Origin of the sequence: Nocardia ninae NBRC 108245 (genome assembly GCF_007990755.1) — a bacterium.
In the GTDB taxonomy this organism is placed as follows: Bacteria; Actinomycetota; Actinomycetes; order Mycobacteriales; family Mycobacteriaceae; genus Nocardia; species Nocardia ninae.
In genome coordinates, this window is sequence record NZ_BJXA01000087.1 from 20741 (window position 1) to 34619 (window position 13879).

At 67.7% G+C, this 13879-nt stretch carries 13 protein-coding genes; 7 read left to right on the forward strand and 6 right to left on the reverse strand.

The genetic code is table 11. The annotated features are described in order from the left end of the window. Positions 1-143: 143 nt before the first annotated feature. Both glsA and NN4_RS37950 read left to right on the forward strand, forming a co-directional pair. Complete coding sequence (gene glsA / locus NN4_RS37945; RefSeq protein ID WP_371865807.1) at positions 144-2009, forward strand: glutaminase A; 1866 nt, start codon at positions 144-146, stop codon at positions 2007-2009. Between the two features lie 99 nt (positions 2010-2108). Further along, the gene (locus NN4_RS37950; protein ID WP_147141275.1) at positions 2109-2789 is read left to right on the forward strand and encodes an SIMPL domain-containing protein; all 681 of its coding nucleotides are present in this window, start codon (positions 2109-2111) and stop codon (positions 2787-2789) included. Positions 2790-2803: 14 nt separating this feature from the next. Here the strand turns inward: NN4_RS37950 and NN4_RS37955 are convergent, their stop codons facing one another. Further along, the gene (locus NN4_RS37955) at positions 2804-3100 is read right to left on the reverse strand and encodes a DUF1330 domain-containing protein (protein ID WP_147141278.1); all 297 of its coding nucleotides are present in this window, start codon (positions 3098-3100) and stop codon (positions 2804-2806) included. A gap of 103 nt (positions 3101-3203) precedes the next feature. On the opposite strand from NN4_RS37955, the gene NN4_RS37960 reads away from it, so the two are divergent. Together NN4_RS37960 and NN4_RS37965 are read left to right on the forward strand one after the other, a co-directional pair. After that, positions 3204-4088 carry a CPBP family intramembrane glutamic endopeptidase gene (locus tag NN4_RS37960; protein ID WP_147141281.1) on the forward strand — a complete coding sequence of 295 codons (885 nt, stop codon included), beginning with the start codon at positions 3204-3206 and terminating at the stop codon, positions 4086-4088. A gap of 62 nt (positions 4089-4150) precedes the next feature. Then, positions 4151-4954: an enoyl-CoA hydratase gene (locus NN4_RS37965; protein ID WP_147141286.1), complete on the forward strand. Its 804-nt coding sequence runs from the start codon at positions 4151-4153 to the stop codon at positions 4952-4954. A gap of 685 nt (positions 4955-5639) precedes the next feature. Here NN4_RS37965 and NN4_RS37970 read toward each other — a convergent pair. Both NN4_RS37970 and NN4_RS37975 read right to left on the reverse strand, forming a co-directional pair. After that, positions 5640-7352 carry a class I SAM-dependent RNA methyltransferase gene (locus tag NN4_RS37970; RefSeq protein WP_147141289.1) on the reverse strand — a complete coding sequence of 571 codons (1713 nt, stop codon included), beginning with the start codon at positions 7350-7352 and terminating at the stop codon, positions 5640-5642. Between the two features lie 40 nt (positions 7353-7392). After that, entirely contained in the window at positions 7393-9381 is a 1989-nt protein-coding gene (locus tag NN4_RS37975) for an APC family permease (protein ID WP_147141291.1), read from the reverse strand. Positions 9382-9619: 238 nt separating this feature from the next. On the opposite strand from NN4_RS37975, the gene NN4_RS37980 reads away from it, so the two are divergent. Further along, positions 9620-10285 carry a potassium channel family protein gene (locus NN4_RS37980; RefSeq protein WP_147141293.1) on the forward strand — a complete coding sequence of 222 codons (666 nt, stop codon included), beginning with the start codon at positions 9620-9622 and terminating at the stop codon, positions 10283-10285. A 2-nt stretch (positions 10286-10287) separates the two neighbouring features. Beyond that, positions 10288-10959: a potassium channel family protein gene (locus NN4_RS37985; RefSeq protein WP_107658108.1), complete on the forward strand. Its 672-nt coding sequence runs from the start codon at positions 10288-10290 to the stop codon at positions 10957-10959. Between the two features lie 36 nt (positions 10960-10995). Here the strand turns inward: NN4_RS37985 and NN4_RS37990 are convergent, their stop codons facing one another. The 3 genes from NN4_RS37990 to NN4_RS38000 form a co-directional block, all read right to left on the reverse strand. Then, positions 10996-11619, reverse strand: coding sequence for a sigma-70 family RNA polymerase sigma factor (locus tag NN4_RS37990; RefSeq protein WP_186818826.1), 624 nt, complete (start codon positions 11617-11619; stop codon positions 10996-10998). A gap of 170 nt (positions 11620-11789) precedes the next feature. Beyond that, positions 11790-12494, reverse strand: coding sequence for a DUF3159 domain-containing protein (locus tag NN4_RS37995; protein WP_147141297.1), 705 nt, complete (start codon positions 12492-12494; stop codon positions 11790-11792). 3 nt (positions 12495-12497) lie between these two features. After that, positions 12498-12875 (reverse strand): OB-fold nucleic acid binding domain-containing protein, encoded by a 378-nt coding sequence (locus NN4_RS38000; RefSeq protein WP_107658110.1) that lies wholly within the window; start codon positions 12873-12875, stop codon positions 12498-12500. A 128-nt stretch (positions 12876-13003) separates the two neighbouring features. On the opposite strand from NN4_RS38000, the gene NN4_RS38005 reads away from it, so the two are divergent. Then, complete coding sequence (locus NN4_RS38005; RefSeq protein ID WP_246181306.1) at positions 13004-13717, forward strand: alpha/beta fold hydrolase; 714 nt, start codon at positions 13004-13006, stop codon at positions 13715-13717. The last annotated feature ends 162 nt before the right edge of the window (positions 13718-13879 follow it).

The following is a 13879-nucleotide window of genomic DNA, read 5'->3' on the forward strand; positions in this document are numbered from 1 at the left end:
GCATCTGATCCGATCAGTCTACGGAGCGGCGGGGAGTGCCCTCGTACGAGAACCGAACTGCCCCACCCTGCCACGACCACCACCAGCCGACATCGAACCGAAATGTGAGCCTCGGCATACGGTACTCGGCCTAGAGTGATCGTGTGGCCGAGGCCGGAGAGGCGATCGAGCGGACAATCGAACCGGGCGTCGTGTCCAGGATCGTCGACGACGTCTACCAGCTGTGCCGACCCGACGATTCCGGCGCGCTGGCCGACTACATTCCTGAACTGGCTGCCGCGCAGCCGGATTCGTTCGCGCTGTGTCTGGCCACCGCCGACGGGCGGGTCTACGGCACCGGCGACCTGGATACCTCGTTCACCATCCAGTCCATCTCCAAGCCGTTCACCTATGCGCTGGCCCTCGCCGATCGCGGCACCGCGTTCGTGGACGGGCGCATCGATGTGGAGCCGTCCGGCGAGCCGTTCAACGAGATCAGCTTGGATCCGGTGACCGAGCGGCCGCGCAATCCGATGATCAATGCGGGCGCGATCACCGCTGCGGCGTTGATCACCGGCGACGACCCGGTCGAGCGTTTCGAGCGCATCCGGCGCTGTTTTTCGCGCTTCGCCGGGCGCGAACTGAGCATGAACGAGGCGGTGTACGCCTCCGAGGCACGCACCGGCTTCCGCAACCGCGCCATCGGCTACATGCTGCGCTCGTTCGGCATCATCGACTCCGACCCGGACGAGGCGGTCGACCGCTACTTCCGGCAGTGCTCCATCGACGTGACCTGCCGCGACCTCGCGCTGATGGCGGCGACGCTGGCCAACAACGGGCGCAATCCGGTGACCGGGGAACGCGCGCTCTCGACGGCGCTGACCGAGCGGGTGCTCAGCGTGATGACCACCTGCGGCATGTACAACGCGGCCGGCGATTGGGTGACGACAGTCGGGATGCCCGCCAAGAGCGGGGTCGGCGGCGGCATCGTCGCGGTGCTGCCCGGTCAGATCGGCATCGCCGTGTACTCGCCTCGGCTGGACGTGCACGGCAACAGCGTGCGCGGCGTCGCCGCCTGCCGGGAGCTGTCGAAGCGGCTGGAACTGCACTTCCTACGGGTCACACGGGCGGCGCGGACCGCGATCCGGGCCGCGTACTCGGTGGCCGAGGTGCCGTCGCGGCTGCGTCGGACGACCGACGAGATCGCCGTGCTGGCCGAGCACGGGCATCGGGCGCGGGTCTACGAACTGCACGGTGACCTGTTGTTCGCGGGTGCGGAGAGCGCGGTGCGGACCATCGAGGAGCAGGCCGGTGAGCTGGCGGCGCTGGTGGTGGATCTGCGCCGGGTCGGTGAGGTGAGCGCGATCGCGGTGCGGATGCTCGACAGTTTGGAAGCCGAACTCGCGGCGGTCGGTGTGCGGGTGGCGCTGGTCGATCCCGATGCCAAGCTCGGGCACCTGGTGTCGAGTCTGGATCCGGACGATCCGCGGGGACGGGTGTTCATCGATCGCGACACCGCGACCGAATGGTGCGAGGACATCGTGCTCGAGCGGCATCGACCCGCGGACGAACCGGTGTGCACGTCGATCACCATCGAGGACCATTCGGCGCTCGCCGCGCTCGAACCGGATGATCGGGCGCGGTTGGCCAAGGAGTTCGAGGTGCACACCTACGCGCGCGGCGAGGTGATCGCGCGGCGTGGGAGCGAGCGGTCCGGGTTGTATCTGATCCTGGAAGGGCGGGTGCGAATCACCTTCGAGGGCAGTGATGCGCGGACGCATCGGCTGGTGAGTCTGTCGGCGGGGATGTCGTTCGGGGAGATCCCGATGCTGGTGGGGACGCCGTTCGTGAACGAGGCGCGGGCGGAGACCGGAGTACGGGTCGCCGTGCTCGGTCCCGCGCGGTTCGATCAGCTCACCTCGCAGGCGCCGCAGTTGAAGCTCGCATTGCTGGAGCGGTTGGCGGCGGGGGCGTATGCGCAGATGGATGCGGCGGTGCGGGCGATCGCGGTGCGTGGGGGTGACTATTGAGCGGGTTGTCCGGGACGCGACAACTATCCGTGGCGGGGACGATTGCCAGCTCTCCGCCGTTGACCAGATGAGACCGACCCGTCGACAGAGGAGCATGCCGTGAACACGAAGTCCGAGTCCGCCGGTCCGGGCACCGTCACGATCTTCGGGAGCGGCACGGCCCGCGCGACCCCGGATGTGATGCGGGTGACGATCTCTGTCGAGTGTCGGGCGAGCAAGGTTGCGCTCGCGTACAGCAAGGCAGGTGACCGGGTTGCCGCCGTCACCCATTCGCTGCGCTCCGACGGTGTCGAGAGCCGGGACATCGCGACCAGCGGATTGTCCGTGCACACCGAAACCGTGTGGACCGAAGGTCAGGGCAATCGGATCACCGGGTATCTCGCGAGCACGTCGCTGACCATCTCGCTGCGCAATCTCGGTGAGGACGCCGACCCCGGTCCCGCGACGATCATCGCCAACGCCGTCGACGCGGGTGGCGACGATGTGCGTCTCGGGGGGTTGAATCTCACGTTCGCCGATCAGGAATCGCTGCTCGTCGAGGCACGGGACGCGGCGTGGGAGAACGCGGTCGCCAAGGCGGAGCAGTTCGCGCGACGAGCGGGGCGCACGCTCGGCGCGGTGCTCGAGATCACGGAGAATACTTCCGCCGCACCGCCTTCCATTCCTCGGATCAAGGCGATGGCGGTGTCGATGGATGCCTACGGTGCCGCGCCGGTGCCGGTCGAGCTGGGTGAGAGTGAGATCTCGGCGGGGATTCGCGTTACGTGGCAGATGGATTGACCAGACGTGGTCGCTCAGCGGTGATCGAGCCCCTTGATCAGCATGCTCACGGTTTCGGCGCCGGCGTGCCTGTCCTTCGAAATCTCCAGATACTCCGGCGATTCCGCCCAGGCCCGGAACGCGGGCTCGTCGGGGAACGACATCAGCACCACCTTCTCCCGGTCCGTGCTGCCCTCGATGAGCTGCGGTGACTCGTCGGCGGCGAGCAGCGTGCCTGCGTAGCGGGTGAAGATGTCGAGGAAACGCGCCTGGTACCGGTCGTAGGCGTCCCGATCGGTGAACTTCAGTTGCGCGATCACATACACGGTCATGGCTGTGACTGTAGGGCTCGAAGAACTTTCGGCATCGATGGAACCGGGCGGGCACCTACCGCGTCCGAATAGGTAAGGCAGCACGCCGTCCTAAGGATGTCGGATGATCGCTCGGCGCAACGATTTCGTTCTCTTCCTTCTCGTCGCGATCGGTGCGGCATGGGTGCTGGCGTCCGGGCCGTGGCTCGATGGTGCGGGGCTGCGGTCCGGATTGTGGCTGCACACCGGTGCCGCGATGATGATGCTGTCCCCGGCGCTGGGTGTGCTCGCGGTGTGGTGGTATCGGCGGCTGTCCTGGTCGGCACTGGTGGCGCAGAACGGGTTACGGCTCGGTCCACGACCGCGGCGGACCGTGTGGTTGATGGTGATCGCCTGGTTCGGGACGCCGCTGGTCCTGTGGCTCGCCTTCGGGCTGAGCGCGTTGTTCGACGTGTACGTCTTCGAATTCTCGCGACCGGAGATCATCGCCGCCGTCATCGTCGAGGCGGTCACCGTCGCCACCCTCAGCACCCTGCCGTTCGCGCTCGCCGAAGAACTCGGCTGGCGCGGCTGGCTGATGCCGCAGCTCACCGGCCGCCTCGGACTCGTCGGCGGAATCGTTGCCACCGGGATGATCTGGGCGCTGTGGCACGCACCGCTGACCCTGCTCGGCTACAACTATCCCAACCTCGGCGCCTGGGCCGCTGTCGCGTTCATCGGATTCTGTGTGCCGTTCGGCGCCATTCTCGGGTGGCTGCGGATGCGCACCGGCAGCATCTGGCCGTGCGCCGTCGCGCATGCCGCGTTCAACGGAAGTGCCATGGTATTCGGCTTATTCGGCTCGACTACATATGCGGCGAACCCTCTGTGGGCAGGGTACGGATTCGTCGGCTGGGGTGTACTCACGGTGCTCGCCACAGTGTTGTTCACCTGCTTCCCGGTCCGTCCGGTGGTTGTCCGCCCGGGATTCTTTGCGCTACCCGCACATTCGCGACCGTCGCTCGGGTAAGCCATCCCGGAACCCCTATATTGGGATGTCGGTGACGGTTTGGTTGCCGGTTAGGGGTTCGTATGTCGTTCGTGCTCATCGACACACCGCGACCGCACGTCGCCCTGGTCACGCTCAATCGGCCGGATCGCATGAATGCCATGGCCTTCGATGTGATGATCCCGTTGCGCGAGGCATTGGAAGAGGTCAGCGCGGACAATGACATTCGGGTTGTCGTGCTCACCGGCGCGGGCGCGGGGTTCTGTTCCGGCGCCGATTTGCAGAGCGCGGGCAAGGTGCCCAACGTCGAGGGGCTCACCGTCACCAGCGTCGCGCGCCGATCGATGGACCTGCTCAACGACGTGATGATCACCCTTCGGCGAATGAACCAACCGGTGATCGGCGCGATCAATGGCGCTGCCATCGGTGGCGGATTCTGTCTCAGCGTCGCCACCGACATCCGAATCGCGGCCGAGGAAGCCTACTTTCGCGCCGCAGGCATCAACAACGGCCTCACCTCCGCCGAACTAGGCATCAGTTACCTGCTGCCCCGCGCCATCGGCGCCTCCCGTGCCTTCGAGATCATGCTGTCCGGCCGCGACGTCGACGCCACCGAAGCCGAGCGCATCGGCCTCGTCTCGCGCACCGTTCCCGCGGCCGAACTCCTGGAAACCTGCTACGACCTGGCCGACCGCATCATCAGCTTCAGCCGCGTCGGCACCGAACTCACCAAACGCATGCTCTGGAGTGGCATGGAAGCAGGCAGCTTCGAATCCCACATGCAGCACGAGGGAATGGCCCAACTCTACGTCCGCCTCACCACCACCAACTTCGACGAAGCCATCCGCGCCCGCCGAGACCGCCGCCCCCCGATCTACGACGACTAACCCCGCCGACCCCCCAACGCTCATCCCGCCGCTATGTCCCAAGTCGGCGAACATCCCACGCCGAACGGGACATAACGACGGCCCCACTCGCACTCCCCCGCCGACATGTCCCGAGACAACGAACATCCCACGCCGAACGGGACATGGTGGCTGAACCAATCGTCTTCTCCGCCAACATGTTCCGCAGCGTCGCCCATACCGAGCGACAACACGCGCCAGACCCAGCGTGAGAAACCTAGTCCACCTCGCAGCGCTCAGCCACCGGCAGACCGACCCGAGCGGGACATGACAGCGGCCCCACTCGCACTCCCCCGCCACCACGTCCCGAGGCGGCAAACATCCCGCGCCAAACGGGACATGACAGCGGCCGCACTCGCACTTCCGCGCCACCACGTCCCGAGGCAGCGAACATTCTGTGCCGAGCGGGACATGATGGCTGGACCACTCGCGTTCGCCGCCAACGCATCCCACTCGACGAGTGCAGCAGGCCCCCGGCCGATCATCGGAACGGACTCGGCGTCATCGTTGCTGGGCGGGACGTGACGGCGGGGCCACGCGCGCTTTCCCGCCACTATGCCCCGCAGAGCCGCACATTCCGGTAGCGGACCGTGCTGGGCGGGACGTGGCGGCGGGGATACCTGCTTTCTGCCGCCGCCGTGTCCCCGGTCGACCACTGACCCCAGTGTCACTGGGGAGCTGGGCGCTCCAGGAGGGCGATGCATTCGACGTGGTGGGTGCCGGGGAAGGCGTCGAAGGCGCGTAGGTCGGTGAGGTGGTAGCCGGCGGCTTGGTAGAGGCCCAGGTCTCGGGCGAAAGCGGCTGGGTCGCAGCCGATGTGGACGATGCGGAGGGGGCCGGTGGTGGTGATGGCGGTGATGACGTCTTTGCCCGCGCCGGCTCGTGGGGGGTCGAGCACGATGACGTCGGGGGATGCGCCGTCGACGCGATCGGTGACCCAGCGTTCCACCCGTTGGGCGTGCAGGTCGACCCAGGGCAGGTCGCGCAGCGCGGCGGCGGCGTCGGCGACTGCGGGGCGGGATGATTCGACCGCGAGGACCGCGCCGGTCTGGCCTACCTGCTCGGCCAGCCGGGCGGCGAAAACACCGGCGCCGCTGTACAAATCCCAGGCCAAGCCGCCGGGACGCAAGCCGGACCACTCGGCAACGAGATCCGAATAGCACTGTGCCGCACCGTGATGCGCCTGCCAGAAACCCGTTGCCGAGACCTCCCACCGGCGCTCCGCCACGTACTCGACCGCCCGCCCGGTACCGGAGATCAACCACTCCTCGCGCGCCGCATGTGTGGCCGCCCGCCGAGCCGACGCACTGCGCCGCTCCCCGGCCTGCGGTGTCTCCAACCGCCCGTCCGCGTCGTACCGCTCCGCCCCACGCTCGCCAGCACCGCGCGAACCCGCGCTCCAGACGCCACCGATCTCACCTGGGCGACGACGGTGGCCGCGGCCGGTGACACCTGACACCTCGTCGCCGCGCACTTCGCTACCCGGCTTGCCGCCTGGGCGGCGACGGTTGTCCCGCTCGACTCCGCCGCGCGCATCAGCACCACGCCCGGCGTCGACTCGATCGTCGCGTCCGCCCGGGTTGTGAGACTTCCGTCCACGCTCGTCATCCCCGCGCGAGTTACCGGGTTCGGCGCCCGGACGTCGGCGATCACCGCGCTCGGCACGATCACCTCGTTCGGCACGACCACGACGGTCTCGACCGCGCCCACGGCGTTCCTCACCGGGCTCGACTCGCTGCCATTCACCGGAGCGCGACCGCCGCTCCCCCTCGACCGCGGGCGCCAACTCGATGATGTGCCGCACCCCGTCACCATCGACGGCGATCACCAAATCCGCACCGGGCGTCCACAATCGATCGGCCACCCCGTCGAGCGCCCCCGAAACCGGCTGCGGACAGCGCAGATCCGTGATCACCTCGGTGCTTCGGTATCGATGAACTCCGGCTCGCCCCTCGGCGTCGACGGCCAACCGAATCCGGGTACGCCACCCACCGGTGGTGTCACCGGCGCCGGCGATCGGTTCGACAATGATCTCCCGTTCGATCCCCGCAAGCCTGCGCAGCTGTTCGGCAACCACCGAAGCCTTCAGCGCCCGTTGCGCTTTCGGCGTGGCATAGGAGAAGTCGCAGCAGCCCGCACCACCCGGCCCGGAGACGGGGCAGCTGGCGGGAACGCGGTCCGGTGACGGCTCGAGGATCTCCACCGCGTCGGCACGGCAGAACGACCCACCGCGGTCCTCGGTGACACGCACCCGCACCAGTTCACCCGGCAGCCCGTGCCGGACGAACACCACCCGGCCTTCGTGCCTGCCCACACAGAACCCACCGTGTCCGGGCGGTCCGAGCCGGACCTCGAAAGTCGTGTCGCGCCAATCAGTCATGCCCACGCCTCGTCTGCACTCGTCTCCCGGAAGGCAACTCTCATGTGCGGTCGTCGTAACCGCGGCGCACCGCACCGGGCGCGTTCACCATGCCCGGCGTCTTCGCCCGCGTCGACGAGGTCAACTGCCACGGCACGCTGGTCACCATCACCCCTGGCTCGAAAAGCAAACGGCCCTTGAGTCGCAACGCACTCTGGTTGTGCAGTATCTGTTCCCACCAGTGCCCCACCACGTATTCGGGGATGAACACGGTCACCACGTCGCGCGGCGAATCCTTGCGCACCCGCTTGACGTAGTCGAGCACGGGCTTGGTGATTTCGCGGTAGGGCGACTCGATCACCTTGAGCGGCACGGTGACGTCGCTCTTCTCCCATTCACGCACGAGCGCCCTGGTGTCGGCCTCGTCGACGTTCACGGTGATCGCTTCCAGCGTGTCCGGCCGGGTGGCACGGGCATAGGCCAGCGCGCGCCGCGTCGGCAGATGCAGCTTGGACACCAGCACGATCGAGTGCGAGCGGCTGGGCAGCACGCCGTCCCACTCCTGCTCGTCCAGCTCGCGCGACACCGAATCGTAGTGCCTGCGAATCATTTTCATCACGATGAAGATCGCCACCATGGTGGCGATGGCGATGTAGGCGCCCGCGAAGAACTTGGTGATCAGCACGATGATCAGCACGGTGCCGGTCGCGCTGAGGCCGATCGCGTTGATCACCCTGGACCGCTTCATCCGCGACCGTTGCGTCGGATCGGTTTCGGTGCGCAGCAGCCGGGTCCAGTGCCGCAGCATGCCGGTCTGGCTGAGCACGAACGAGACGAACACACCGACGATGTACAGCTGGATCAGCTTGGTGACCTCGGCCCCGAACAGCACCACGAACGCGATCGCCGCACCCGAGAGGAACAGGATGCCGTTGCTGAACGCCAGCCGGTCACCGCGGGTGTGCAGCTGCCGGGGCAGGTAGCGGTCCTGCGCCAGAATCGAACCCAGCACCGGGAAGCCGTTGAAGGCGGTGTTCGCGGCGAGCACGAGGATCAGCGCGGTCACCGTCGTGATGAAGAAGAACCCGATCGGGAACCCGTGGAACACCGTCTCGGCGAGCTGCGCGATCAAGGTCTTCTGGTGGTAGCCGGCGGGCGCGCCGATCAGATCGTCGGTGTCGTGCGCGTACACGACGCCGATCTTCTGGGCCAGGATGATGATGCCCATCAGCAACACGATCGCGAAGGTGCCGAGCATCAGCAGTGTGGTGGCGGCGTTGCGCGACTTCGGCTTACGGAACGCGGGCACACCGTTGCTGATCGCCTCGACACCGGTCAGCGCGGCACAGCCGGAGGAGAACGAGCGGGCGATCAAAAAGGCGAAGGCGAGTCCGTAGAGATGCTCGTCCTCCGCCTTCAGCCCGAAACCGGCCGATTCGGCCTGTAGATCGTCGCCGAGGAAGAAGATGCGGAACAGTCCCCAGCCGAGCATGACGAACATGCCGACGATGAACGCGTAGGTCGGGATGGCGAACGTGGTGCCCGACTCGCGGATGCCGCGGAGGTTGATCGCGGTGAGCAAGGCGATCGCGACCACGGCGAACAGCACCTTGTGCGTGGCGACGAACGGAATCGCCGAGCCGATATTGGACGCGGCCGAAGAGATCGAGACGGCCACCGTGAGCACATAGTCGACCAGCAGCGCGCTCCCGACCGTCAGACCGGCATTGGGGCCGAGGTTCGTCGTCGCAACCTCGTAGTCACCGCCGCCGGACGGGTAGGCGTGCACGTTTTGCCGATAGCTTGCTACGACCACCGCCATGACGAACGCGACGGCCAAACCGACCCACGGCGCGTAGACGTAGGCGGAGATACCCGCGGCGGAGAGCACGAGGAAGATTTCTTCCGGCGCGTAGGCGACCGAGGACATGGCATCGGAGGCGAACACCGGGAGGGCGATGCGCTTCGGCAGCAGGGTATGGCCAAGCGAATCACTACGGAAAGGCCTGCCCAGCAGCATTCGTTTCGCTGCCGTCGTCAACTTGGACACTGGAGCGAGCATAGCGGCACGAGCGTCAGGCCCGGAGGCGGCAGCTCCGTCGTAACCACGCAGGGCCCGCGAATGCCGCAGGTCGGACAGAGCCCCCTCGATGGGTGCTCGCGCGCGTGGCTCGCAGGTTTGGGCGCGAGGCGAAGGGGGAACGTGGCCGTTGGAATGATTCGGCGGGTACCGTTCGACCGAACAAGAAGCAGACCGAACGCTTGGTTCCAGGAACGAGGTTGCACGGGTGTACGTAGTGATCATGGGATGTGGGCGCGTCGGGTCGGCGCTGGCCCGCGCCCTGGTCCGGGTCGGCCATGAGGTCACCGTGATCGACCGGGACCCCGCCGCCTTCCTCCGCCTCGGCCAGGACTTCACCGGCGAGCGGGTGACCGGTGTCGGTTTCGATCGAGATGTGTTGGTGCGGGCCGGAATCGAGCGAGCCGACGCGTTCGCCGCGGTCTCCTCCGGTGACAACTCCAACATCATCTCCGCGCGGGTGGCGCGCGAGATGTTCGGCATCGATCGGGTGGTCGCGCGGATCTACGATGCGAAGCGGGCCGCGGTCTACGAGCGGCTCGGCATCCCGACCATCGCGACGGTGCCGTGGACCACCGACCGGTTCCTGCGCACTCTCATCGGGGACAGCAGCACCACCACCTGGCGCGAACCCACCGGAACGGTAGCTGTGACGCAGCTGACGCTGCACGAGGACTGGTATGGCCGGACCGTGCGCAATCTGGAGCGTGACGTCCGAGTGCGGGTCGCGTTCATCCTGCGATTCGGCCAGGGCCTGCTGCCCGACAGCAAGACCATCGTGCAGGCCGACGACGTCGTCTATGTCGCCGCGACCTCCGGGTCCGTGGGTGAGGCCATCGCGTTGGCAGGCAAGCCCCCCGTGAGCGAGGACTGAACATGAAGGTGGCCATCGCCGGAGCGGGCGCCGTCGGCCGATCCATCGCCAGGGAACTCCTGCGCGGTGGGCACAACGTCATGCTGCTGGAGCGCCAGCTCGACCACATCGAGCCGGAAGCGATCCCGGACGCGGTCTGGGTGCACGCCGACGCCTGCGAGCTCGCCTTGCTCGAGGACGCGGGACTGGAAACGTATGAGGTGGTCATCGCGGCCACCGGCGACGACAAAGCCAATCTGGTGCACAGCCTGCTCGCCAAGACCGAGTTCGGCGTGCGCCGGGTGGTCGCGCGGGTGAACGATCCGCGCAACGAGTGGCTCTTCGACGAGTCGTGGGGTGTCGATGTCGCGGTGTCCACACCGCGCCTGCTCGCTTCGCTCGTCGAAGAGGCGGTCACCGTCGGCGATCTGGTGCGCCTGATGACGCTGCGGCAGGGTCAGGCCAATCTGGTCGAGATCACCCTGCCCGGCGATACCGCGCTCGCAGGCAAGCCGGTGCGCACGCTCACCCTGCCGCGCGACGCCGCCCTGGTGACGATTCTGCGCGGCGGCCGGGTGATCGTGCCGCAGCCCGACGATCCGTTCGAGGGCGACGACGAACTGCTGTTCGTGACCTCGGTGGAGGCCGAAGAGGACCTGCGCGTCGAACTGGCCAACCACGGCATCAAGCCTTGACTCCCCGACAGGGCTGATACACGGCCGCTTCGACGGTCAGGCGGCTTTCAGCTCCGCGCGCAACTTGTTCAGCGCACGGTGCTGCATCACCCGGACCACGCCGGGGCTGGTGCCGATCGCCTCCGCGGTCTGCGCCGCCGACCAGCCGAGCACGATGCGCATGACCAGCACCTCGCGGTGCGCCGGAGCCAGGATCTTCATGAGTTCCTTGGTGGCCGCGCGCCGTTCGGACGCCAGCGCCCATTCCTCGGGCCCGGCCTCGTTCGACGGCGTGTCCGGCATCTCGGCCATCGGGTAGGTGGGGTGCTGCTGGGAGCGGCGGAACGCGTCCGCGACCTTGTTCGCGGCGATGCCGTAGACGAAGGCGAGGAAGGACTTGCCCTGATCCCGGTAGCGCGGGATGGCGTTCACCGTAGCGATCAGGATCTCCTGCACCACATCGTCGGCGGTGACCTGCAGATGGGCCGTATTGCCAAGGCGCGCACCACAATACCGGCGCACCAGCGGATGGACGACCCGGACGATCTCGGTGATGGCGGCGCGGTCACCGGCCGCCGCGGCGCCGATCAACGCATCCAGTTCGGCTGCCACCTTGCGGCTCTCCGACAGGGCCGGCGTGCGGTTCTTCGACAATGCTGCGGTGTTGTGCTCGGTAGCCACGTCCGAGTCCTTTCCTACGATCGTGCGTTGTTTTTCGTACACAACGATCGTCTGATGAACTCGGACCACCAGCCAGACACCCCAGGGTGGGTAACCCCCCACCTCGGCGGGGATTTACCCCACCCTGATGGTTTTCGCGGGAAAGATCCGCAGGGTTAACGCTTTACGGGTCAGACCGCGGGCGCGGTCTTGGTGGGCAGGTGACCCGCGCGGCGCACCGCCCACACCGTGACCGCCAGCGCGACCGCGGTCAGCGGCCAGCCCATCGCGATGCGCGCGAACGCGAGCCAGCCGGTGCGGTCGGTGTCGTAGAGCTGCGACTGCACCAGGTAGCGAGCGCCGAAGACCACCATCCAGGCGGCGGTCGCGAAGTAGTAGAGGCGCTGCACGCGCTGATCGGCGCGCCAGTCGGTGCCGTGGCCGTTCAGCACGCCCCAGATCACGCCGACCAGCGGCCAGCGCACCAGCATCGACACCAGGAACACACCCGCGTAGACCAGGCTGGTGTAGATGCCGAACAGGAAGAAGCCCTTGGCCTCACCCATCCGGTAGGCGATGAACGCGCAGATGCCGACGCCGAGGAAGCCGGAGATGGCGGGCTGGATGGGGCTGCGCCGGAACAGGCGCCAGACCAGGATGACCGCGGCCACCCCGAGGGCGGCCCAGATCGCCGCGGTCAGCCCGGCGAAACTGTTCACGGGGACGAACACGACAACGGGAACGGTCGAGGAGATCAGGCCGCTGAAACCGCCCAACTGCTCGAGCAACGTCTGCTCCGCGGCGACCTCGTCAGGGTCGAGAGCCGCTGTGGGCTCGATCTGTCCGGTCGTGGGGGTCGGTTCGCCCGTGGGGGCGTTGTCGTTGCTCGATGGCATACGTCAGCTGTTCCCGCGCAGTTCGTAGTAGGGGTTGTAGATCACCTTGCGGCCGTCTCGATCGCCGACGCGGCCGCGAACCAAGATACGCCGGCCCGGTTCGATACCGGGGATGCGCCGACGGCCGATCCACACCAGGGTGATGGCGTCGGTCCCGTCGAAGAACTCCGCTTGCACCGCAGCGCCCGCGGACTTCGGACACGCTTCGACACTGCGCAGCCTACCGAGCATCGTGGCCTCGTCGCCGCGGCGACACTCCGATGCGCGGCACGCTCCTGAGGCTTCCGATTTCTCGGCAAGCTCCTCGGCGTCCAACTGGTCGAGATCCTCGGTCAGTCTGCGGCCCAGACGTCGAAAATACCCTGAGGCAGCGGATGACATTTCGCACGCTCTCCTGCATAGAGCAGACAGTGTGGATCGCACACCATCGTGGATTCTCAGCACGACCGGCTGTGGACGTACACCCGCCACTGTAGATGCACCAGGGCACCCCCGCTACGCTCGGACCGGTGTTCGACTCCCCACACCCCGTGTCGGCCGCCCACGTCGTCGTGGCACTGCCCGGCACCGGATCCGACGCCGATTTCGCCCGTCGTGCCTTCGAGCCCGCCTGCGAAGCGCGCCGTCTAGCCGTGGTCGCGGTGCAGCCCGATCCCATGGGTGTGGTCGCGAGTTATCGCGCGGCGCTCGAGGCGGCGGCCGCGGCAGGACCGATTGCTGTGGCGGGAATCTCGTTGGGCGCCGCGGTCGCGATCGAGTGGGCGGCCGAGCATCCGGACCTGGTCGTCGGGGTCGTCGCGGCGCTGCCCGCGTGGACCGGGCCGGACACCGCCGCCTGCCCCGCGACGTTGAGCGCGGGGGCCACCGCCGCGCAGCTGCGCGCCGACGGGTTGGACGCGGTGGTCGAGCGGATGCGGGCGAGCAGTCCGCGCTGGCTGGCCGACGCGCTGACGCAATCGTGGCGCGCGCAGTGGCCGAATCTGCCTGCGGCACTGGAGGAAGCGGCCGACTACAAGTGGCCGGGCACCGAACGGCTCGGCACCCTCGACGTGCCGGTCGCGGTGGTCACGGCGGTCGACGATCCGGTGCATCCGTTCGCGATCGCCGAGGAGTGGGCAGCGCTCATCCCGCGGTCCGCGATCCACCGGATCACGCTCGCCGACCTCGGCGCGGATCCGGCGATCCTCGGGCACACGGGATTTGCCGCGCTGGCGCGCAGTTAGTTACTGCCGCGCAGCCGGCGACTCACCCGCGGCTGGGCGTGCCGCACAATCATGTCCGCCGCGCAGTCGAGCTAGTTCAACCCGAGCTGCTGCATGGCCGAACCGTCCGCACCGCGGCGCGGTCCCTCCGGCATGCGTGACGGCACGGCCGCCTGCGGGCCC

Excerpts from the sequence above, each read along its gene's own strand:
- NN4_RS37955 (WP_147141278.1), bottom strand. The coding sequence starts at position 3,100 with ATGACCGTGTATGTGATCGCGCAACTGAAGTTCACCGATCGGGACGCC.
- NN4_RS37960 (WP_147141281.1), top strand. The coding sequence starts at position 3,204 with ATGATCGCTCGGCGCAACGATTTCGTTCTCTTCCTTCTCGTCGCGATC.
- NN4_RS37965 (WP_147141286.1), top strand. The coding sequence starts at position 4,151 with ATGTCGTTCGTGCTCATCGACACACCGCGACCGCACGTCGCCCTGGTC.
- NN4_RS37970 (WP_147141289.1), bottom strand. The coding sequence starts at position 7,352 with ATGACTGATTGGCGCGACACGACTTTCGAGGTCCGGCTCGGACCGCCC.
- NN4_RS37985 (WP_107658108.1), top strand. The coding sequence starts at position 10,288 with ATGAAGGTGGCCATCGCCGGAGCGGGCGCCGTCGGCCGATCCATCGCC.
- NN4_RS37995 (WP_147141297.1), bottom strand. The coding sequence starts at position 12,494 with ATGCCATCGAGCAACGACAACGCCCCCACGGGCGAACCGACCCCCACG.
- NN4_RS38000 (WP_107658110.1), bottom strand. The coding sequence starts at position 12,875 with ATGTCATCCGCTGCCTCAGGGTATTTTCGACGTCTGGGCCGCAGACTG.